22 protein-coding genes and 4 pseudogenes are annotated in these 22,234 nt (G+C 32.3%); 5 read left to right on the top strand and 21 right to left on the bottom strand.

Annotated features, from left to right (window positions below; translation table 11 throughout):
* Window positions 1-38 precede the first annotated feature (38 nt).
* A complete protein-coding gene (locus RTP99_RS21875) occupies window positions 39-1,001 on the top strand; it encodes an MBL fold metallo-hydrolase (protein WP_046647265.1) in 963 nt (320 codons plus the stop codon).
* A 54-nt stretch (window positions 1,002-1,055) separates the two neighbouring features.
* Here the strand turns inward: RTP99_RS21875 and RTP99_RS21870 are convergent.
* From RTP99_RS21870 to RTP99_RS21805, 14 genes and pseudogenes are all read right to left on the bottom strand, one after another.
* Window positions 1,056-1,889: pseudogene (locus tag RTP99_RS21870) on the bottom strand (alpha/beta fold hydrolase).
* Between the two features lie 170 nt (window positions 1,890-2,059).
* Window positions 2,060-2,572 carry an NUDIX hydrolase gene (locus RTP99_RS21865; RefSeq protein WP_000276527.1) on the bottom strand — a complete coding sequence of 171 codons (513 nt, stop codon included), beginning with the start codon at window positions 2,570-2,572 and terminating at the stop codon, window positions 2,060-2,062.
* A 22-nt stretch (window positions 2,573-2,594) separates the two neighbouring features.
* Window positions 2,595-3,725 (bottom strand): DNA polymerase III subunit beta, encoded by a 1,131-nt coding sequence (dnaN, locus tag RTP99_RS21860; RefSeq protein ID WP_000394446.1) that lies wholly within the window; start codon window positions 3,723-3,725, stop codon window positions 2,595-2,597.
* Between the two features lie 30 nt (window positions 3,726-3,755).
* Window positions 3,756-4,199, bottom strand: a complete 444-nt coding sequence (locus tag RTP99_RS21855; RefSeq protein WP_046647262.1) for an NUDIX hydrolase — start codon at window positions 4,197-4,199, stop codon at window positions 3,756-3,758.
* A gap of 157 nt (window positions 4,200-4,356) precedes the next feature.
* Window positions 4,357-5,565 (bottom strand): L-lactate MFS transporter, encoded by a 1,209-nt coding sequence (locus tag RTP99_RS21850; protein ID WP_000809866.1) that lies wholly within the window; start codon window positions 5,563-5,565, stop codon window positions 4,357-4,359.
* 284 nt (window positions 5,566-5,849) lie between these two features.
* Window positions 5,850-5,993, bottom strand: a complete 144-nt coding sequence (locus tag RTP99_RS21845; protein ID WP_000791820.1) for a hypothetical protein — start codon at window positions 5,991-5,993, stop codon at window positions 5,850-5,852.
* 31 nt (window positions 5,994-6,024) lie between these two features.
* Window positions 6,025-6,243, bottom strand: a pseudogene (locus RTP99_RS21840) (hypothetical protein); the annotation flags it as partial.
* 73 nt (window positions 6,244-6,316) lie between these two features.
* Window positions 6,317-6,562, bottom strand: a complete 246-nt coding sequence (locus RTP99_RS21835; protein ID WP_001071372.1) for a heterocycloanthracin/sonorensin family bacteriocin — start codon at window positions 6,560-6,562, stop codon at window positions 6,317-6,319.
* 200 nt (window positions 6,563-6,762) lie between these two features.
* On the bottom strand, window positions 6,763-7,209 hold the full coding sequence (locus RTP99_RS21830) for an NUDIX domain-containing protein (RefSeq protein ID WP_000790753.1): 447 nt from the start codon (window positions 7,207-7,209) through the stop codon (window positions 6,763-6,765).
* Window positions 7,210-7,234: 25 nt separating this feature from the next.
* Window positions 7,235-7,573 carry a divalent cation tolerance protein CutA gene (gene cutA, locus RTP99_RS21825; RefSeq protein ID WP_001160781.1) on the bottom strand — a complete coding sequence of 113 codons (339 nt, stop codon included), beginning with the start codon at window positions 7,571-7,573 and terminating at the stop codon, window positions 7,235-7,237.
* Between the two features lie 30 nt (window positions 7,574-7,603).
* Entirely contained in the window at window positions 7,604-8,062 is a 459-nt protein-coding gene (locus tag RTP99_RS21820) for a GNAT family N-acetyltransferase (RefSeq protein WP_001102683.1), read from the bottom strand.
* A 76-nt stretch (window positions 8,063-8,138) separates the two neighbouring features.
* Window positions 8,139-9,062 (bottom strand): nucleoside hydrolase, encoded by a 924-nt coding sequence (locus RTP99_RS21815; protein ID WP_046647259.1) that lies wholly within the window; start codon window positions 9,060-9,062, stop codon window positions 8,139-8,141.
* A 162-nt stretch (window positions 9,063-9,224) separates the two neighbouring features.
* Window positions 9,225-9,826: pseudogene (locus tag RTP99_RS21810) on the bottom strand (glycosyl hydrolase family 8); the annotation flags it as partial.
* Window positions 9,827-9,963: 137 nt separating this feature from the next.
* Window positions 9,964-10,878: a DMT family transporter gene (locus tag RTP99_RS21805; RefSeq protein ID WP_000551602.1), complete on the bottom strand. Its 915-nt coding sequence runs from the start codon at window positions 10,876-10,878 to the stop codon at window positions 9,964-9,966.
* A gap of 152 nt (window positions 10,879-11,030) precedes the next feature.
* Here RTP99_RS21805 and norG point away from each other — a divergent pair, with 152 nt between their 5' ends.
* Entirely contained in the window at window positions 11,031-12,464 is a 1,434-nt protein-coding gene (norG, locus tag RTP99_RS21800; RefSeq protein WP_000185075.1) for an efflux pump transcription regulator NorG, read from the top strand.
* Window positions 12,465-12,508: 44 nt separating this feature from the next.
* On the opposite strand, the gene RTP99_RS21795 is transcribed toward norG, so the two are convergent.
* A complete protein-coding gene (locus RTP99_RS21795) occupies window positions 12,509-13,039 on the bottom strand; it encodes a DUF4269 domain-containing protein (protein WP_000495174.1) in 531 nt (176 codons plus the stop codon).
* A 159-nt stretch (window positions 13,040-13,198) separates the two neighbouring features.
* Between RTP99_RS21795 and RTP99_RS21790 the strand changes: the two genes are divergently transcribed.
* Entirely contained in the window at window positions 13,199-13,660 is a 462-nt protein-coding gene (locus RTP99_RS21790) for a DUF2306 domain-containing protein (RefSeq protein WP_000021776.1), read from the top strand.
* A gap of 143 nt (window positions 13,661-13,803) precedes the next feature.
* Here RTP99_RS21790 and RTP99_RS21785 read toward each other — a convergent pair whose 3' ends face one another.
* The 3 genes from RTP99_RS21785 to RTP99_RS21775 form a co-directional block, all read right to left on the bottom strand.
* Window positions 13,804-14,151 carry a VOC family protein gene (locus RTP99_RS21785; protein WP_001022863.1) on the bottom strand — a complete coding sequence of 116 codons (348 nt, stop codon included), beginning with the start codon at window positions 14,149-14,151 and terminating at the stop codon, window positions 13,804-13,806.
* A gap of 96 nt (window positions 14,152-14,247) precedes the next feature.
* Complete coding sequence (locus tag RTP99_RS21780; RefSeq protein WP_000725559.1) at window positions 14,248-15,111, bottom strand: glycerophosphodiester phosphodiesterase; 864 nt, start codon at window positions 15,109-15,111, stop codon at window positions 14,248-14,250.
* A gap of 45 nt (window positions 15,112-15,156) precedes the next feature.
* The gene (locus tag RTP99_RS21775) at window positions 15,157-15,957 is read right to left on the bottom strand and encodes a GNAT family N-acetyltransferase (protein WP_001009763.1); all 801 of its coding nucleotides are present in this window, start codon (window positions 15,955-15,957) and stop codon (window positions 15,157-15,159) included.
* Window positions 15,958-16,452: 495 nt separating this feature from the next.
* Here RTP99_RS21775 and RTP99_RS21770 point away from each other — a divergent pair, with 495 nt between their 5' ends.
* On the top strand, window positions 16,453-17,169 hold the full coding sequence (locus RTP99_RS21770; protein WP_002021581.1) for a hypothetical protein: 717 nt from the start codon (window positions 16,453-16,455) through the stop codon (window positions 17,167-17,169).
* A 40-nt stretch (window positions 17,170-17,209) separates the two neighbouring features.
* Here the strand turns inward: RTP99_RS21770 and RTP99_RS21765 are convergent, their stop codons facing one another.
* Both RTP99_RS21765 and RTP99_RS21760 read right to left on the bottom strand, forming a co-directional pair.
* Window positions 17,210-18,514, bottom strand: coding sequence for an MFS transporter (locus tag RTP99_RS21765; RefSeq protein ID WP_046647256.1), 1,305 nt, complete (start codon window positions 18,512-18,514; stop codon window positions 17,210-17,212).
* Between the two features lie 112 nt (window positions 18,515-18,626).
* Window positions 18,627-19,850: a methyltransferase domain-containing protein gene (locus tag RTP99_RS21760; protein WP_046647254.1), complete on the bottom strand. Its 1,224-nt coding sequence runs from the start codon at window positions 19,848-19,850 to the stop codon at window positions 18,627-18,629.
* Window positions 19,851-19,976: 126 nt separating this feature from the next.
* Between RTP99_RS21760 and RTP99_RS27930 the strand changes: the two are divergent.
* Window positions 19,977-20,088: pseudogene (locus tag RTP99_RS27930) on the top strand (DUF4318 domain-containing protein); the annotation flags it as partial.
* Window positions 20,089-20,402: 314 nt separating this feature from the next.
* Here the strand turns inward: RTP99_RS27930 and RTP99_RS21755 are convergent.
* The gene (locus RTP99_RS21755; protein ID WP_000736948.1) at window positions 20,403-21,635 is read right to left on the bottom strand and encodes a cytochrome P450 family protein; all 1,233 of its coding nucleotides are present in this window, start codon (window positions 21,633-21,635) and stop codon (window positions 20,403-20,405) included.
* Window positions 21,636-22,234 lie beyond the last annotated feature (599 nt).

Below are 22,234 nucleotides of genomic sequence, written 5' to 3'. Positions count from 1 at the left end.
CAACATACGTATATTGTTAAACGTAAAAAGGAGAACGAATGAAAAAGAAATATGTAAATCAAATTCATACTGATGTAAGTTTTAAACCGAAAGATATTATAGGTTTAATGACTGATTACTTTAAAATGAAAACAAAGTTGCGTCCTATAAAGAATTTACCTATTGTTTTATCAGATAAAAACAATAAGTCTTTAGAGAGTATTACATGGTTTGGCCATTCTGCTTCTCTTTTAAAAATAGAAGGTAAAACATTGTTATTAGACCCGATGTTTGGAGATGCCTCTTCCCCGTTTCCAGTGTTTAATAGTAAACGTTATAGTGGTTCTTTTTCTTTAGAACGTGAAGAACTGCAAGAAATTGATGCAATTATTATTTCTCATAATCACTATGATCATTTAAATTATAAAAGTATTATGCAATTAAAAGATCGTGTAAAGCATTTCTATGTTCCAACTGGAGTTACGCAATATTTAATTAAATGGGGTGTTTCACCTAGTAAAATTAGTGAGCATAATTGGTGGGATGAAATTATGCTTGATACTATTAAGTTAGTATGTGCCCCTGCAAGGCATTTCTCTGGACGAGGTATGACAGATAGAGATTGTTCGTTATGGTGTTCATGGGCTATCCTTGGTCAAGAAACTAAAGTTTTCTTTAGTGGCGATAGCGGTTATGCGCCTCACTTTAAGGAGATTGGTAATAAATACGGTCCATTCGATCTTACGTTAATGGAATGCGGGCAATATGATCCAAGGTGGTCTGCTATTCATATGTTGCCTGAAGAAACAGTACAAGCTCATATTGATGTAAAAGGAGAATTACTTCTTCCGATTCATTGGGGTGCTTTTACATTAGCATTACACGAATGGAGTGACCCGATAGAACGTGTTACGAAAGAAGCTAACCGTTTAGGAGTTAAAATTACAACACCTCAAATTGGCGAATCTATTACGTTAAAATCTACAGACTATCCTAGGTATGCTTGGTGGCAAAAAGTCTAATTATAATAAAAAGCGAATCTGTCTTATATAAAGGATTCGCTTTTTACTTATTGATTATAATGTATCGTTGACAAACTGATTAAACTTGTCTATTTCTTCAACGAATGGATTATGATTACTTTCTTCAAATTTAGTTAATGTTGCGTTCGGGATCAAATTTGCTATTTCACGAGAAAATATGTAGGGACATTGTGCATCATGCTTACCACAGTATATAAAACTTGGGATTTTTACGAATTTAAGTTTCTGACGAACATCATAATCTTTATATTCAACTTGTCTAAAATAATTTAGCCGATTGCCAACTGTCTTTCCGCTATTCGGCAGTTTTAATGCCTCTTCAAGCTTTTCTTCAGAATAAAAAGACATAAGTGCCCACTCTCTACTTAATGCTTTTCTTTCTTCTTGTACTGTACTATCATCATTTAATGCATTCATAATTGATACGATTCTATTAAATTTTACATTTTTACTACAGTATATACTATCTTTATGAGATGCATATTCCTTGCTCGCCGCTGCGCCACCAACAATTATTTTCGTTAAACTTTCTTGTGCTTCAGTCGCATATACAAGAGCTAACATCCCTCCTGTCTAATGACCAGCAAACCCCCATTTATTAATATATAAAGCTTCTCGAATCGCTTCTAAATCTTTAATCGTTTCGGTCATACTATATTCAGAATCATTTTTTGCCGAATCTGAATTACCACACCCCTTTAAGTTAACTAAATATACGCTATAATGGTCAGTAAATGGGTTTGCAAAAGTATTTCCATTATCGTTATACTCGCTATACATATGTGTAACGCATAAAGGCGGACCTTCTCCCTTCACAAAATACTCAAAATTGCCTCTAGTAGTTTTGACAATATTTGTTTTCCACATATTGAATCTCCTGTCTAAAATTTTTTATCTGCTTTTTAGTTTTTTGGTACACTGGGCATTTCATTTTCTTCATTACACTCATCCCCATTTGAATTTTCTCCTTAGCTACTCTTCGAATTATTTGAGTTATAATTATTTTGCTGTATATTGTAGATTACAATTCCTGCTTTTTACAATTGAATTATATTATTTATAGAACTTTCCTGTTTAGCCAATTTTTCATTCCTATAATCTATTAATTTATGATTAGATAAAACAAAATTGTGCTCTAATATGAATTCATTGTAGAGCACTTCAACTAAAAATTTAGGTATCATCTCTCCTACGCCGTAATTATAGTCACTAAGAATCCAAGAAACCTCTTTCCAATCTAAAATTCCTTCTGATACTTTTTTTGGAGTTTGATATGTAAATTCATTCATTAGCTCTATTAGATAAAGATACATGCCGCCAGAATATGAAGAATCTTTCCACTTAATAATGCCTTTAAATTGAATTTGGTCATACGTAACTTTTATATTAGTCTCTTCCTTTATTTCACGAATCGCATTTTCTAAAGGTGTTTCGCCCTTTTCTATCTTTCCTCCTACACCATTCCATAATCCTTTTACCGGATCATATTCTCTATTTAACATAAGTATCTCTTCATTTCTTTTTATAAAACATAAAGTGTGCTTGTACATAACGTGATTCCTTCCTCCGTTTTTAATAAGCTCTTACTGGAGATATAAGATGGATTGCTGCAGATTGTGTCCCTGCTTCAATTAATATCGGTCTCATAGAACCGCTGAAACTTAAAGTAACCGTTTCTTCTTTTATTGCCCTTAAAGCATCCAACATAAATCGTCCATCGAAAGATATATGTAATTGTTTTTCACCGTGAATTGCATCTACTTGTTGTGTTTCATATATTTTTCCAATCTGAGAAGCATTAGAAGAAACTTTAATTGTAGATTCGTTTACAATTTCTAAGTTAACATTGTTATTTGCCCATTCACTTGCTAATAAACTTGATCGATCTACACCTTGTAACATTCTTTGTCTATCTACGTTAATGACTGTTTGAAATTCATTTGGAATTAAACTAGATATATTAGGATATTTCCCTTCGATTAGTCTTGAATATAAAGTAGTTGTGCCGAATGTAAAAATAATGTGGCTTTCTGATAGATAAATAGAAACGAATTCTAAATTGCTGTTCATTAATTTTAAAAGTTCATTAATGGTTGCACTTGGTACAATACAATTCGCTTTCATATTAGTAGAAATTTGTGTTTCACGTATAGCTAGTCTATGAGAGTCAGTTGCAGCGCATATTAATTTATTGTAGTCTAACTCGATATGCACTCCGGTAAGAACGGGTCTAGATTCATTTTTCGCTACTGCAAAGACTGTTTGTTTAAACGCATCAATCAATTGTTTTGTTTCTATTTGTATTTCTGCATGATCCTCTATTTGTGGTACGTTAGGAAATTCACTCGCTGGAAAGCCATTTAAGTTTAATGTGATTTCTTCTGATTGTATGGTAATTGTTTGCTCATTCTTACTTTTTATTACTATATCGCTTGGCATTTTCTTTATAATTTCAATGAAGTATTTTGCAGGTACAACAATTGTCCCTGCTTGTAAGGTAGTCGTAATTTGTTCGTCATCCATGGAACTAGGGATGAATTTTTCGATGAAAATATTTGAATTACTTGCGATTAAAGTAATTCCAGATTGATTTGCAGTTATTTTTATACCGGATAGTATAGGAATAAAAGCTTTTGTCGATATGGCTTTACTTACTTCTGAAAGTGCTTGAGTGAAATGTTTATGATTAACGATAAACTCCATTTTTTCCCCGCCTTATATGAAATGATATTTTTATGTTGCTTGATGAATGATTGTTCCATTAAAAATGTAAGGTACTGTTTCTTTCTTTTGTAAAATGTCTAGTAAATGTTCTGATATACGCAAATACGGTGCTGCTATATGAAGTTCCATCCAAGTAATCTCTTCGATTTCTTTTGTTCTTGATATATATGTCTCTCCGCCGATTATTTCGCCTAAAAAATTAAAGAAAATTGCATGATGTCCTCTCTCTTCAAAAAAAGCTTCGCTAATGTAACAAATACCATTTACAGTTATATGTAGACCGGTTTCTTCTTTCACTTCCCGAATTACTGCCTCTTCTAACGTTTCTCCCAATTTAACCGCGCCACCTGGTAGTGTGTAATAAGAACCATTCTTCCCTTTGTTTTTTACCATTAAGATCTTTTCGTTTGTTTTATCGTATAAAAGTGCATATGTAACATTTACTTTCTTCATCTAAGTCCACCTCTAATAATGGGAATTTTCTATCTTTGTTACATTCTACCATTTATTCGTTTTAAAATATAAAAAAGTTAATTGAGTATTTCATTTATCTGCTCTTAGCAAAGTTAACGTGAAAAAAGAGCCCTAGTAGGAGGACCCTTTTGTAGAATTAAGCTATTTTTCGATGTAGCTGCTTTATTTCCTTTTTCTTCTCTGCTTTTGGTGGACGAATTAATATCGAAATAACGAAGGAAATAACGCTTAAAATACCGATTATAATAAAGGTCGGCTGAAATCCACCGAATAATGCTCCGATGAATGATCCTGCAAGCGCACCAAATCCGAACCCTTGGTATACAATCCCGTAATTTGTACTATGGTTTTTTAAACCGAAGTAATCCCCAACAATGGCTGGGAATATTGTAATATTACCACCAAAGCAAAAGGCTACGCTGGCTACACAAGCAAAATAAATCCCGTAATTTAATGGAATGAAACTTAATGTAAAGACTGACAATCCAATAATAATAAACGTTGCAGAGACAATTTTCATTCGGCCAATTTTATCTGATAGCGTTCCAAGAATGATTCTACCTACTGTATTAAAGATTGCAATCATTGCGACGGCATTAGCAGCAGTTGCAGCGCTAAGTCCAACGAGCTGTACCCCAATATCTTTTACCATACTGATTAAATATAGACCACCCATACACGACGTAAATAGCATAAAAAACAAAAGATATACTTGTTTCGTTCGCATCATTTCACGAGGCGTATAATCATTGTGTAATGTCTCAGTTACAGTATTACTTACTATTGCTTCACGTAAGAAGAACGATCCGATTAATACTAAAAGTAAAACGATGATACCCCAATATAAAAATGCTTGTGATACACCAAGGCTATCGATCAGACTTCCGTTTATATATCTAAAGATTAAGCTACCCATTCCATATGCAGAAACAGATATACCAGAAATAAGTCCTTTTCGATTTGGAAACCATTTAATTAAATTAGATAATGATGTGATATAAGCAGTTCCATCTGCATAACCAACTACTACACCAGCTAATAAATAAAGTAATGGTAAGGAAGAAACTTGTGAACTAAGTATTAAACCGAGTCCCAGCACAATCCCTGCAGTAGCGATGAGTTTTCGAAGCCCTAATTTTTGCTGTAACTTTCCTGCAAATAATGTTGAAAATGATAAAGAGAAGCTTGTAATGGAGAAAGTTATCGCAACGGCATTAAGGTTCCATCCAAACTTACTAACAAGGGGCTGATTAAATAAACTCCATGTGTAAATTGTTCCAAGGCCAATTTGAACAATGATTGTACCTAGAACAATTAGTAACGGATTTATAGAGATTTGTTTCATACTAACTGTCCCCTTCTTTTATCGTGACATGAATTTTCACAGTTAGTATAACCATCGTAAAAAGCAAGATACTGCATGAAAAATGGAAATTGAATTCATGTACACAAAAAGACACTCCATAATGAAGTGTCTTTTTGCAGGTTATATTAGATTTACTTAAAGAAAGCTTTGTTAAGATAAGACATTTTCAAATGCTTATGTATATAGAGTACCAAAAGTTTTCAATCATGTGATGGGACTTAAGATGTATTTTTGATTCGTCATATGGTCGGATAAACGAAAAATTAATATTCAATTTCATCAAAATCTTTCGGCTGCGGTACCGTTTGCATATTAGCTGCATCTTTCGGATCGCTATAAATTGCATTTTGCTCTGTATTTACATCTTTAATGTTTTGCTTTTTGTTTTTATTCATTTTATTTTTCACTTTCTCTCACTCCTTTTCATTATAGGAGTAATTATGCCCTATTACCGTTACGAAATGTATCCGCGACTAAATTGCTGAATTCACGTAAATAATATAAATAATTATCACCGCCGTAGTTATATCTTTTATTATACATTTTTGCAACAACTACATTATATTCAGGTATTATTAATATAGTTGGCCCCGTAATTCCTAATATTTGATATGATCCTTTTGGTACGCGTTCACCTAGTTCACTCAACTGTGCAATTACAGCATGAAAGAAAAGTGCAAAATAATTTTCACACCTTTCTTTCATGTAAAATAGTTTTGATATTCTATACCTAAATGATCCACCAGTTCCAGCAATTAAAGCAACCGAAACATCCTGCACAACCTACGCATCCACCACATCTGCCGCCGCATCCGCCACAGCGTCCGCCACAACCTCCGCATCCACCGCAACGACGTACATCGCCTTGGATGTAATAATATGGATATTGATTTTGTTGTTGATCCCAATAAACAACATTACCAGTTTGAAAATCATTAAGGTTTAATGATTGTAGTTCTTGTTGAAACTGATTCATTACGAAACCCTCCATTTATAAAAATAAATTCCGTCCAGATGTTAAAGTTCATCTATTTTTGCAAATAAAGTAGAAACAAGACTATAGACTAAATACGTACATCAACAAAATATGAACTTACTCTAGGTGATGTACCTTGTTTTTTAGCCTATTTTCTTACTTTCTTTTTTGGCAGACGGATTTACTATTGATAGAGGCGTTTAAAAATTGCTAATCCAACAGTTTAGTAGTTCATCACTTAATTTTCTTTCTAGTAACTCTTTAACTGAAGGTACTGGCATGATTTTATAAGTATGTAAAGCATCTTGATTATAATCAATCCAGTGAAACGCTAAATGAGATTCTTTAGATTTTGGTATGAAATCAATATGTAACTCTTGTGAATCTATCTCAAAAATATGATTGATTTCATGGTGAAGAACTTCTTTATCTTGCCATTGGTTTTCTATGACTCCTAAAAATTGTTTTATACTACAATTTACTCCGAGTTCTTCTTGTAGTTCTCTTATTAATGCATTCTCAGCTGATTCGCCAACTTCAACATGACCACCTGGTAAAAAATAATGATGGCCAATATATTCAGCTACTAACAATTTTTTATCCTTAATCATAACAGCTCGTACAATATGATGAAATTTATTTTTCAATTGCTATTCCTCCCATTCATTTACTTTATATTTGATTAAAATAGTCATTTAATATTGGGATAATATAAATCATAGGTGTTTCATACGGATGAATTTCGTTAATGACTTCAAGGGCATCCTTTACAAGATCCCGTTTGCACTTTATTTCAATTTTATATTCTTGCCCTTCACAAATCTGACCAATTTCCCCGTTAAAAGGCGATGCGTCTTTTAACGGTCTCCAGTATCCTTTCACAGAACTATAGGACAGACAATGATCATATTCTCCCGTTTTACAAGCACCAATTTTATTTAACTCATTCCTCAACATTTCAATGTATTCTTCAGGGATAAATACTTCAATTTTCACTTCAGTAAATTGCATAATTCATTTCACACCTTTATTACATAATAATTAAACGAATAAGCGATATACTTGCTCACCATCATAATCATGTCCCAATGATTGAAAACCATAACGTTCATATAGTTTCTTAGCAGAGATATTATCTTTATGTACTGTTAATCTAACTTCTTTACACACCTTAAATGTATTTTTTATTAAGTATATACTTTCTTGTAATGCCGCTTTTCCATAACCTTTACCTTGCTGCATTTGATCAATAATAAAACCGTTTATCCAATACATATCAGTTGTCTCTCTTACAACAGCATGCATAATAAAACCAACCATATGGTCGCCATCATATATCACAAATGGCATGTACTCTACATTGTCACCATCTGGTTTTATATATACTTTAGCAAGCGAAACTGCTACGGATGGAACAAATTTCAACTGATTTTCTTTAACTTGTAGCTTTAATGCTTCTTCCCAATTTTCTCTCGTAACAACCTTTAACTGGACATTCAATATTGTAAGCTCCCTTATATAGAGGATGTATGTTTATATTCAACGTAGTGAAGTAATTCCCTTTTTCGACTACAACTTATAACATGATTTTCATAAAATCTTGAATGAATTTTTGTTCATCTATTTCTAGTGCTATACGGGCTCCTTCAGATATAGAGCTATGGCGAAAATCAGCAAATGTTTGTCCTTTCGTATCTCCGTATGTATCTACATTTACTGTACGATGCACAAATCCAAAAAAACTTGGATTTACTAATCCACTTATTGCAACCACATCATGTAGCAAAGGACCTTCGATAGATGGATTAAGTTTTTGGTATGCAGATAAATAGTAATCATACATCGGTTTCATTATTGTATGAAATGGATTCTTTGAATTAGCTTGGATATAGCTGAATACATTTGGAGTCAACACAGCTTTGTTTGTTACATTTAAAGGGAATATGAATAAATTTTTTGCTTGTTGAAAAACAATTTTACTTGCTATAGGATCTCCATACACGTTTGCCTCTGCTAATGGCGTAACGTTTCCTACTTCTAAAAAAACACCACCCATGAAATAGATTCCTTTTACATTTAGCATTAAATCATTCCATAAATTAAAAGCAATTGCTAACGAGGTAGATCTTCCTACATCAACAATCGTTAAATCTTTTCCGTACTTTATAAGAATCGCAGCAATACTGCCGAAATTATATATTGGAATAGATAATATATTTTCTGGAACATGGATGGGCCCTAATCCTTCTGCTCCGTGAATTTCAGGATAGTACGTAGTGATTTCTTCTGTAAGTGGTTTTGTTGCACCACTAATGACAGGAATGTCTTGTCTATTTGCTAACTGTAAAATATACGCTGCATTATGTGCAGCATGTATATGCTCAACATTTCCGTATCCGGTTACAATACCGACAATTTCAATTTCGGGATGCAGTAAACCATACATAATGGCAAATGAGTCATCAATACCTGGGTCTCCGAAAAATAATACTTTTTCCAAGAAATACTCTCCCCTCACAAAAACATAGCGTCATCAATAACTATGTATATGAAAAAAGCAAGTATATCTATGCGAATTTTTGAATGGATAATGTTTTACAAAATATTAAAAAGGAACTAGCGTATGCTAATTCCTTTCTTAAGTAACGATTCTCAAATTTAATTAATTATCGTATCCTTCATAAATTGCATCATTTATTTGATTTTGTATTTTTTATCATCAGGTACAGGTTTCCACCAATTTCCTGTAATAAATAACATAGTTAATAAATTATAACTATCACTAAAATAGCTTTCTCTCTTATTCTCCATCCAATCCCAACCGCTATTTACCCACTTTTGATTATTGCTACTCGTTATACTTGCAGCAATAAACGGTGAAACAAATACAGCAGTTGAATAACTACCAATATTAGATCCGTTTAATTGATAACCATCCACAATTTTAGAAGGATTTCCATTCGTTTTATTTTGAATCCATGAAGAGACTTTATCAGAAATGACTTTACTTCGCTTCTCACCGTACATCGCATAGTCCATTATAATTCTCAATGGTACCCGACTAGCATTGTAATAATATGCATTTGTATATTCTGACTCATCTAAGAAGTCTTTAGGTGCGGGTTGTGGTGGTTTTTTTACAACGAAATCTGAAATAAGTCCTGTATTTGGAGAGTACTTATTACTAAATTGTGTATAAACATTGTACAAATTATTAATAACAGTAAGCCAAGTTTTATCACCTGTAAATTCATAAAATGCTCTATGTTGTCAGCTCCTTTTAAAATGCTTACTACACAAAATATAACATACAATATTTAACTGAAATACAAAATATTATATTTATCAACATAAGAAAGAAACTATATAAAAAAGTATCATAAAATCATTATTGAATTACATTATACGGATTGATTATTTGCTAGATTCCTATGTTTTTCTTTTCTTAATACTGGTATATGAACAATCAAAATTCCAAGTATAGTAATCCCCCCACCAATTATTGAAACAAAAGTCGGTACTTCTCCTAACCATATCCAAGCAACGAAACATGCAGTTACTGGCGTTAAATATAGAGAACTTGTTGCTTCAGCAGCACCAGAATGAGATATGATATAAGCCAATGCGATATATGGGAGTACTGTTGGAAATAAACCTAAATATATAACACTCATATTCACTTCAAGAGGAGCTGCTAGTATTTCTGTATACATTCCCGGGAAGAAAATAAGCATACATACCGTACTAGATAAAATTGTATATATCGTAAATGGTAAGAAGCCGTACTTTTTTAAGTAAGAAGTTTGGAAAACAAAATATAAGCTTTCTGAAATCGCTGCTAATAGTATAAAAAATCCCCCACTATTTAATTGAATAGCATCTCCTTGGCTAAATGATATGAGAGCAATTCCTATAAAACTAATTCCCCCACCGATCCAACCGTTTAATTTCATTTTTTCGTTCAAAAAAATAGAAGCAAGAATTGCCGTTACTATAGGTGTGACGGAAACGATTAAACTTGCCGATCCAGCATTTACTGTTTTTTCACCATAGTTTAATGCTATGTGATAAAAAGTAAATCCTAACGCACCAAATATAAAAATTGCTGGGATATCCTTTAAATCCGGTATTCGTAACTTGTAAATAAAAGAAAACAACAGAAGTATAAATGAAGCGATTAATAAACGTAGTAAAGTTAGATGCTCAGGTGTATAAGATGCAAGCCCCATACGAATTGCCGGAAAAGCAGATCCCCATATAAGAATCGTAAAAGCGTGAGCACATATAATGCGTAAATCCCATTTTTTATTATGCATGTTGTTTCTCCCTCCCTAATAAACCAACCATTTTCAAATTACCAATTATTTCTTTTCATCATATTTAATAGTTGATACAATGTCTTCAACCAGTTACTTATCGTAAAAACCAACCACTTGGCATTTTTTAAGTGAACGAGGGGAGTTTATTTATGACAAATAGTAAAAAACTGCCTAAGTATCGGCAGATAGTAGATTATATGAAAGAAAAAATTGAAAATGGAGAGTGGCCAATTGGAAGTAAGATCCCTAGTCAAAGGCAGTTAGCAAAATCATTTCAAGTAAATCGTAGCACTGTAATAACTGCACTAGATGAACTTATGGCTGATGGACTGATTCAAGGGAAAATTGGAGCAGGAACAATTGTAACGAATAATACATGGTCATTATTAGCAACGAATCCACCACCTGATTGGAGTGAATATGTAAAGGCCGGTATTCATAAACCAAGCAAGTTAATGGTACGAGAAATAAATGAGGCAGAAGCAAATAACAAACTTATCCATCTTAGTAAAGGCGAACTTGCTCCTCATCTTTTTCCGTTAGAAACGATGCAGTCCATTATGAAAAAAGTAAGTGAGGAATTAGATTATTTTGGATACGAAGAACAAAAAGGGTTTTATCCGTTACGTAAAGCAATAAGTAAATACGTAAAATCATTCGGAATACATACGTCACCGAGTTCTATATTAATCGTCTCTGGTGCATTACAAGCATTGCAATTAATATCAATTGGTCTTTTGCATAGAGAATCAACTGTTTTACTTGAACAACCTTCTTACTTATATTCACTTCATGTATTTCAATCAGCAAATATAAATTTATCTGGTATAGCTATGGATCATCACGGTGTTTTACCTAACGAATTATTAAAACGCATTAAATATAGTAAAAAGAAAAACATTTTATATTCTATCCCTAGTTTTCAAAACCCAACAGGGATATTAATGTCTAAAGAGCGAAGAAAAGAAATAATAAAAATATGTGAAAAGGAACAGTTACCTATTATTGAAGATGATATTTATCGCGAGTTATGGATTGATGAACCACCTCCAGTCCCTTTAAAGTCGATAGATAAACATGGACATGTATTATATGTTGGTAGCCTATCTAAAACACTTAGCCCAGGACTTAGAATTGGATGGATTATTGGACCTGAACCAGTTATTGATAGATTGTCAGATATAAAAATGCAAACAGACTATGGATCGAGTTCATTATCTCAAAGGGTTGCTGCCGAATGGATAAATAAAGGTTTTTATGAGGAACATGTTGCAAACGTAAGAATTCAACTAAAAGAACGAAGACAAATCATGATACGGGCTTTAAATAAGTATTGTGCAGATGTTGCAACGTGGGATATTCCTAGTGGTGGATTTTTTATATGGCTAAAGGTAGTACCTAGCATTCCGATGAAGAAATTATTTTCAGAGGCTCTATCAAAAGGGGTTCTATTAAACCCAGGACGTATCTATGAAGAAGAATCAGATCAGTACATACGTTTATCGTATGGATATGCTTCCCCTGAACAAATCACTAACGGGATTAAATTGTTGAGTGAATTAATTCGTAAGCTAATGGCATAACAAAAACTCCTCTTTTTCTATGGAGGAGTTTTTGTATATCTTATTTACCACAATCTCATTTCCTGTCCCAATAAAATAAGTTCGTCATAAGGATCTCCGACAATGTTTAATACTTGAGCAAAAGCAGGCTCTGTTTTTAAACCTTTCTCTTTTAAGCGAATAATTTCTTCCCTTATATGTGGATGCTGCATTAATAACATGTGTTCTACTATCATATGTCTATACGCATTTTGGTTACGCACTGGCTTAGGCTGGGCAAATAATTCAAAATCAAAACCTTCAAATTTAAAATTCACCTTTATCGATTCGGTATTTTTAATTTTTTTCTTTTTTATTTTGAATCCTTCATAAGAACCATATAAAGATCTCATTTCTTGTTCAAAAACATCAAAGTTATGTACTTCCATTACTATATCTAAGTCAGATTGAAGCGTATCAATTCTTATAGGTATAGTCCCGCAAAGAACGGGATTATATAAAGCTAAATCCTCCATGATGTTTAGTTTATTCAAAACATCATAAACCTTTTGTTGCTTGTCATTCCCTGATTGTAAATATGTAATAGATGTAAACATGGAAGTCTCTCCTTCATTTCACGTAATACGTGACTCACTAAATTCAAGAAAATTTGTTCTAAGAGTACCTTTATTTCAATATATTAAGACGAATAAACGATATGTTTCAACTTTTCTCCTATACTGCAATACTATAGAAATAAAAAAGGAGGAATTATTATGAGTATTTTCAATGTTCTTTTGACCATCCACATTTTATTTGGAACAATATGTTTAATTACCGGTATTGTGGCGATGGTTGCTCAAAAGAAGAAAGGGAAACATACGGAATGGGGCGAAATATATCATGCATCCTATGTTGTCATTACCCTCACTGCAATTATATTATCCATTATAAACTGGGATAAAATCGCATATTTATTTTATGTAGCAATTTTCTCTTATGCTTTTGCGATTTATGGCTACCTTGCAAGAAAAAAACGCTGGAAAAATTGGATCCACCACCATATTAGAGGTATGTTAGGTTCTTATATAGGTGCGGTAACCGCACTTTTAGTAAACGTCGGTATTCATATTCCCATAATTAATTTACTGCCACCTATATGGTTTTGGTTTTTACCTACATTAATCGGTATTCCTCTCGTAGCCAGTGTATCAAAAAAATATAAAAAGCGTAGTTAAAATTCATTACATTTTCGTTACTTTCTGACTAAACTTATGAAAAATAATACCCAATGTCGTATTCTTTCGCGTTCGGTTCGTAAAACTAGCAAAAAAAGAATCCAATATGCTTATTGGATTCTTTTTCACGTCTTTTTCATATTTCATTTCAATGTCGGCTCTATGTATTCAATGATATTACCATCTGGATGACGAATTATCATTTTCATACCTGTGGGTACTTGTATTGGCTCAGTAATCATTACGCCGTTATAGTTTAAGATTAGTTCTTTTACTTCGTTGAGATCATCAATTACAATCGTTGCAGCAACATGATTCTTAATTGTTTCTTTTAATTCTTCAATTAAAAGTAAATTTGTAAATCTAATCACATGCGTTCCGTTCATTTGAAATTCGTGTGGTTTTTCTTGCTTTAATAGTATTTTGTAAAATTCTAGATGAGTTTGTAAGTCTGAAACATAGAGGCGTGGGACAACAGCTAATATATTCATCCTACTTACACTCCTTTTTAGTTTAACTAGATTAATTTAATTATATATTACTCGAAAACCTATATAAACTATTACGTTAAAAACAGTTTCTTTTAATTAAAACTTTAATAATGAATGTAAACGATCCGGATAATTCGTAAACATTCCATCAACGCCCCATAAAAGTAACTTTTTCATATCTTGTTCATTATCTACAGTAAATGGATGAACTTCTAATCCATGTTTTTTTATTCTCTTTACATAAGCTGAATCAATATATTTATAGTTCATCCCAAGACCAATGCAATATGTTTTATACTTTTTTATCTCTAATTCAGTTAATTGAACTGCCTTCTTATAGGATAATAATTGCACCAGGGGTATATTAACATTTAAATTATGAATTTTTTGCAGACTTTCTTCACTAAATGATTGAATAATAACTTTATCCTGTATTTCATAGTGATTAATAATTTCTAATAACTTTTCTTCCATTTCTGGATATTCATCAGGTGATTTTGTTTCAATATAATAGTTCGCGTCATGCCCAAACACTTCAATTACTTCTTCGAGTGTTGGAACTTTAGCATTTTCATATTCTTTCTTTGCTAAATTTGGATACTTTTTATTGTAAGTAGAGCCTGCATTTAGTTGCTTTATTTCTTCTAATGTATGTTCCTTGACTAGTCCTGTACCATTTGTAGTACGATTTAATGTTTCATCATGCATAGCTACTAAATATCCGTCTTTTGTCATTTGGAGATCTATTTCTATATAATCTCCTTTTAATTGTTGTCCTAATGTATAAGCTGCTATTGTATGTTCTGGTGCATACGCAGAAGCTCCTCTATGTGCAATGTTTTTTATATGAGTTGATTGATTAATAGCTTTCGTGTACTTACGTTCATTTACTTTATGAAAAACAAAAGTACCTATTACTATAAAGATGCAAAGTATTGTAACGATATATATCTTTTTCATAATGATTTATTAACTCCTACATGAAAGCAATTTGGCTTGAATAATTTATTCAAATAAATGTCGATTTTCAAATACAGTCATTTGTCCAACAGATTGAAAACCGGCCTTTTTATAAATATTAATCCCATCAGGTGAAGCTTGTAATACGCATTGAGCAACGTTTAATGCCTTTGCTTCTTGTAGCAAGTAATGAAACATAGTAGAACCAAATCCTTTTCCTCTCATTTCTTCTTTCGTTGCTATATCATAAATACCAATACTATCTTTTGTACATACTAATGAACCAACCGATATGACTTCATCTTTATAAAGTCCTAAGTATAGGTTCATATTCCCACTATTCCATAAGTCGAAAGAAGCAGTTTGATTGTAGAATGCTTGTACATGTATACCTTCCTCTGATGAACCAAACAAATTAGCTAACGTTTCTCCAAACTTTTTAATTTGTTCTGGTGAAGATGCTTTTTGTATTGTAAAACCTTCTGGCATGTTTATTGTCGGATGAATTGTATTTAATTCTGCGACCATTGCAATATTTTGTTCTGCTTCTTTTAAGTCCAGTTTTATTAATTCGCTTTTTATAGTCTGCTCGTACCTATCATCCCAAAACCAAACACTCATTGGAAATTTCTTTTGATTATAGTTGTTTACCTCTTTATATAATTTCTCGATCCCTTCTGTTACATTATTGTTTAGTAAAGTAATGATATTAAATGTATCTGCAGGTAAACCACAGTCGACAGCAATGTAATCCTTCGTTTCTTTCACATTCATTCCCTGTGCCTGCCGCGCAATATATGAAGTTTTATATGTAAAATTATCTATTAGTAACTGTTTAAAATTCATCCATTTTGCTCCTTTTATAAAATTTGTATTCGAATACTTCAGTATTAAATATAACATATAAGAAATGTACCTATTTCTATAAAAATATCTCTTCACATTACTCTTTGCGCCCTTAAAGAATAAAAAATGATATAACGTTGTCGGAATGAAAAAAGTGGTATATAATAAATATTATCATTACTAGTAATTATTTTAGGTATTCCTAGAATAAAGGAGCGATACATATGAAAATTACTATTTATTTCGGAAGTCATGAAGATCAAGATGTTCGTACTATGGACTGTCATTTAGATGTAGAAGATACAGAAGAGATTGTTTCTGTGTCATAATATAAATTGTATGGATGAACCCTCTTCCCTACAGCGTTTAAGGCACCTTTTGCAGGTGTCTTTTTTGTTGTTTTTTTCGTCAAAAACCCTTTACTTTAGAGCGTTTTAATAGTAAAATATAAATATACGAACAAACGTTCTTTTTATTTTAATTGTACATGAAGGGATGATTTTTACAATGGCTCAAGCAAAGCGCAGAGGAAGAAAAAAGCAAACACCTATCATTTCAAATACAGGCTTTATCGGCTCTGTCTTTATTGATACATTGGAGTTACAAAAGAAATCCTATTATTTCGCTCGTAAAAAACTTCAAATTGTTCATCACGTATTAGATGGTCTCTCTGGGGCAACAAGTTCTCTATTTAAGGAACATAACATTTCAGCATATATGTCATGTGTATATTTACATAAACAAAAGAAAATCGGCTTTGTTCTTTCAACGAAACCATTTGAACAAAGTGACGGTGTTGCTTATTTTGTAAATTATTTAATCGAAAAGAATTTTTACGGTAATCATGACGAAGACGTAGAATATCAAGAAGTATTTAATACAGGTTTTATCGGTGTAGTATTCGCCGATTTATGTAGTATAGATCGCTTTAATTTCGAGTTTGAGATGGGCATGTTAACGAAATTAATGAAAGATATGATTATTCCGGTTAAAGAACTCTTTTTACGACACAATGTACCAGCTTACATTTCCACTTCTCATTTAGAGGAACAAAACAAATTAGGTTTCGTTCTATCTGTAAAACCATATGATGAACGTGCAGAAGCAGATTTATATTTTGAAGCGTACTTAAAAGAACGCGGGTTATTTATTGGTGATGAAGAAGACGATATTGATAAGATTGTTATTAGAAAAACAGCTGAATTACGATAGACAAGCGCAGGATGATGATCCTGCGCTTTTTCCATATTATTTAATTACGTTCAACACTATACCCTTTTGAATGAATTTCTAAATTCAATTTATTTGAGTAAACCTGATTCAAAATAAGAAATACGATCCCTCCTCCAATTGGAAGCGTGTAGGCTGGAATATGATTTAATAATAGACCTGATAATGCCAGTGCTATCGGCTGCATCATTTTACCTACGCTTAATCCAATACTAAGCACTCTGCCCCTATATTCATCTGGAATCTCTCTTTGCATAAAATAAATTAAAGGGATATCGATTAATGCTATCATTAGCCCTAAAAAGAACATAATAGCGCAATACATAGTAACAAATACAATATTATTAACTTCAATACTTTTGAATAGGACTGGGGCACCTGAAACTATCATAAAAATTGCCAACATAAAACTTATTTTTTTCAATAGATAGGAATAAGAAAAACGATTCGTTATCTTTTTCACTAACATTGCACCAACTATCATACCTATCGGGAAAGTCCCTTGAATCATACCAAATTGTTTAGAGCTAAGATTGAGAACTGTATTAATAATGTATGGCAATGGAACAGTTACAGCAAACCCTAAGAAGAAATTAAGTGAAATTAAAATACAAAACGTATTTTTTAAGCTTTCCCGCTCCATTAAGTAAGAGTATCCCTCCTTTATATCTTTAATAAATTTAATTTTTCTAATTGAACATTCCTCATTTATGTATTGCTCACACAATTTAAAGTTTATAAACAATATGGATATAGCCGAAAGGATAAATGAAATACCGTTAATAATTATAAAAGTTTTCATATCAAAGACTGCAAAAACAATGCCTCCTAACATAGGTCCTAGAATTAAAGATATAGAGTCGATAATTTTACTTATAGAGTTAAGACTCATTAGTCTCTCTTTAGAGACGATATTTGGTTTTGCAGCCTCTAACCCTATTCCAAAAAATGTTGTAAATACTGTCATAAGAAAGGTAGTAGTATAAACGATGAATAAGTTTAAACCATAATAGCTGCTTAATATATAAACAGTTATTAATAAGCATCCGCTTAGTACGTCCATACAAACGACGAGTTTCTTTTTATCAACCTTATCAGCAATTACACCGGCAAATGGATTCATAACAATCATTGGAATTGTTCCTAATATGAGCGTAATCGCGAAATTTAACGCTGATCCAGTTATTTGTAAAACATACAATCCTAATGCAAAACTATAAATAGAGCTACCGAATAGTGATACTGTTTTTGCAATTGAATATAAACAAATATTTCTTAGCTCTTGGTTTCTTTTTTTATTTTCCATATGTAATCGTAAACTTGCCATAACTTTTCCCCCTGCCTAATTTTGTGTTACGTACATTGTAAGTTCTCGGGTCAACCCAATCGCAATATGTACGATTTGAAAAGTTTGAAGGGAAAATAAATAAAAGATGGGGTTAACCCCATCTTTTTCCGAAAAATGAATATGTATAAATTTCTTCTCCTTGAACAAAGAAATCCTCGTATTTTCCGCCCCGTTCCAAATAATTTGACGTTCGTTCATCAATGGATTGAAACCTTAGATTATGAATTTCTTTCATTACTTTTGAAAGTTTAAAATTCTCTCGAAATCTAGTTGTAATTTGGCTATTTATACTAAATTTATTAAATAAAATAAATGAGCTTAATAAATAACAATCGTGTTTAAAAAGCGAATTTAATTCGTGTAATAAAAAAGCCTCATGTTCAAAACTATAATTACTTGTACCAGACTGATCAATTACAATATCAACAGAATCTTTTTGAATAGGGATATTTAAAAAATCAGCACAGATAAATAAAATGTTTCTTTTAGGATTTCTTTTTTCAATTACATCTTTTAAAAATAAAAGTTTATTCAAATCTCGATCAACAGCAATATATAAACAATCTTCCGGTAGTTCTTCATAACTATTCCGTAAAAAGAATCCGAGGCCGGATCCTAAATCCAGTAGTATCTTATTATTTAAATCTAGCTGCATTAGTTTCTTTTTCGCCCATTCTCCTCCCTTCTGTATATTTTCTAAAAAAGCAGTATCCGTTTCATGAATATAATCCGAAATAGTATCATCAAGTGACGTCAGCTCATTTGCTTTAAATGATTTACCAACAGTTATAATTCCTGAAGTAATATTGTATTCTTTACCACAATTACAAATTAACTTCCCCTCTGTAATTTGATTGTTAGTAATTATTCCATCTTGAAGAATTAGTTTTTTGCTACACTTATAACATGTAAGTAAATGTAGTACACTTAAATCTATCCCTATAATTGAATTAGAAGTTTCATTTGTTAATAATAAATCATGTAACACTCCCTTTAATTTATCCCGTTTCTCCTCTAAAAGTTCTATTTCCTGTTCCATCTTGTCATATTTCAGTTTAAATAAAGATTGGTAAAAAGTATCTTTTTCGTGATTCATAGATTTCGCTAAATTTTTATAAAAAAATAGTTCTTTAATTTCATTCAAACTAAATCCTAAATCTTTGTAATATAAAATGAGTTCTAAATCTGTTTGACAATACTCATCAAAAAAATAGTGCCCTCCCTTTTTTTCAGGAATAATGAGACTGAGATCCATATAATGTCTAATTGTATCAATACTTATGTTATTTACTTCTCCAAACTTACCGATTTTCATAATATCCCTACCATCGAAATATTCTCTTATACAGATTTCTGTTTTTAGCTTTAAAAATCCTTTCACCTTTTTCATTAACATTATTTACGGAATGAAAAAATGGTACTATTTATATTGGTGTGCCTAATAATGTTTGAAAGTAAAACAAAACCGATTACTTTTTTTAAAAGATTCATTGTATAGTGCAGATGTACGAATGGCTCGTGGAGAATATTATATATTCTGTCGAGAAGTATAGAGGGCTTGAATTAATATGATTCTCTGTGTTGGTTAAGCAAAATAAACAGACTAATTAGCACTAGTATCTAGGATTTATTTAGGGCTAGTACCACCAGTAATTTAATATTTTGAAGTATCCCCAAAACGATAAGAATGACCTTCTTTTTATAAATGACACAAATTTTTCGTTCTGGGGTACTATAAATTTTTAGTTTTATAACAATGTGGCGATATCCTTATCTAAAATCGAGTTTTATAAGGTACTTTTAATTAACCTTTATTCCAAAACTATATATAATTTAATCACTATCGGTACTAATGTCGGATCTTAGGTTAGAAAATAACTGGTAGACTTGCAAGGGAACGAATTTTACTATGGTTATAAATCAATTGATCTGCTTCGATTGCTAGGCGGAGATTAGGTAGCCTCTTTAACAAAGTGTCTAATGCAATTTGTCCTTCTAAACGCGCCAATGGAGCTCCCAAACATTGATGTATACCAGCCCCAAAGGCTAAATGGTTATTCTCCTCCCGTGAAATATTCAATTCCTCTGGATAAGGAAATATGTTCGGATCAATATTTGCAGCAGTCAGGGAGAGTAGAACCAATTCACCTTTACGTATTCTATTTCCATGTATTGTCACATCTTCACTAGCAAAACGGCTACTAAACATAATTGGACCAGCATAGCGTAAAAGTTCGTCGACAGCGGAAGCCAGCAGAGAAGGATCTTGCCTTAGTAAATTCATTTGTTCAGGATGTTGAAGTAACGCTAGTACACCATTACTAATTAGATTAACTGTCGTTTCATGTCCAGCGATAATAAGAAGCCAAATTGTCGAAAGAAGCTCGTTCTTACTCAACTTGTCTTCTTGCTCTTTTGCTTGAACTAGCGCGCTTATCAAATCATCACTAGGATTTAGGTGTTTTTCGTTAAACAATATTTCAATATAATTAATAAACTTTTCAAGTGTTGCTGTCACTGTAGTCCCTTGACCAGGATCCACTGAGGCCTTCATCAGTTCTTGTGTCCATGCGCGAAACTGATTTCGATCAGTGGCGGGAATCCCAAGCATCTCTGAAATGACAATAATGGGTAGTGGGTAAGCAAAGTCTGCAATAATTTCCATCTTTCTTTGTTCCTGTACAACATCCAACAATTCGTCGGCAATTTGCTGAATACGAGGACGAAGGTCTTCAATCATACGTGGTGTGAAGGATTTAGAGACTAGCCGACGTAGGCGAGTATGATCAGGAGGATCTACCGTAAGCATATTCGGCATATTCATAAGCCATTCAAATAGTTTACTCACTGCTGTATTCTCCTCAATGGGATTCTGCTTATAATGAGGCGGTGTGAATTTTCGTAAATCTTTGATAAAACGGGAATCTTTTAAAATAGCAACCACATCATCATAGTGAAATACAACCCATGCCCCTCCCATTCCATAAAAGTCATCAATGTGAAAGAAACGCTCTTTTTGCTCCATAAGGTTTTTATAGAACATAATGGGATTACGCATAGTTTCCGGCGAGTTCAAATCGTTAAAAGTTAGTTTTTTCATTAATTTCCCCCCCTATCAGTATAACTATTGAATGACCTAACATTAATCCTACTCTTTACCGTACTATTCTATGCCCCTTCATGTTACAAAAATGATATATCTAATATATAGAACGCTTCTGTTGCAATATTTCTCAAGAAATTAATATACTAAAGATATATGACTAAATATTATGCAGATATTAGGAATCGCCACACATCGTTAGCAAGCTAAGATTTTGAAGTAACTCCACAAAAAAAGTTCCGGAAGTCAAAACTCTACTATTTAAAATATTTACATTCTCCCTTATTATAGCAACGTTGGTACTAATCCAAGTTGACAGACATATGATGCGATTCCTATGATAAACCTCAATTTGGTGAACAAATATGATTGCGGATACAAAGATTTAAACTAACTTTAATCAGGGACAATACACAATTGCCATCAACTTAAGAAATTGGTAACTCCCCAAAACGAAGAACATGAGTTGAGTTCTCATAAATAACTATAAAACAATAAAATTTTCGTTTTGGGGGCACTTCAAAATGTTAAGTTGATGGGCATGTGGTGCTACCCCACATCCATCAACTTAAGGATTTAGACTATTCTTAAACTTA

Source organism: Bacillus sp. (in: firmicutes), from assembly GCF_031983925.1.
GTDB lineage: Bacteria > Bacillota > Bacilli > Bacillales > Bacillaceae_G > Bacillus_A > Bacillus_A pacificus.
This window is presented reverse-complemented; position numbering and strand designations above follow the sequence as displayed.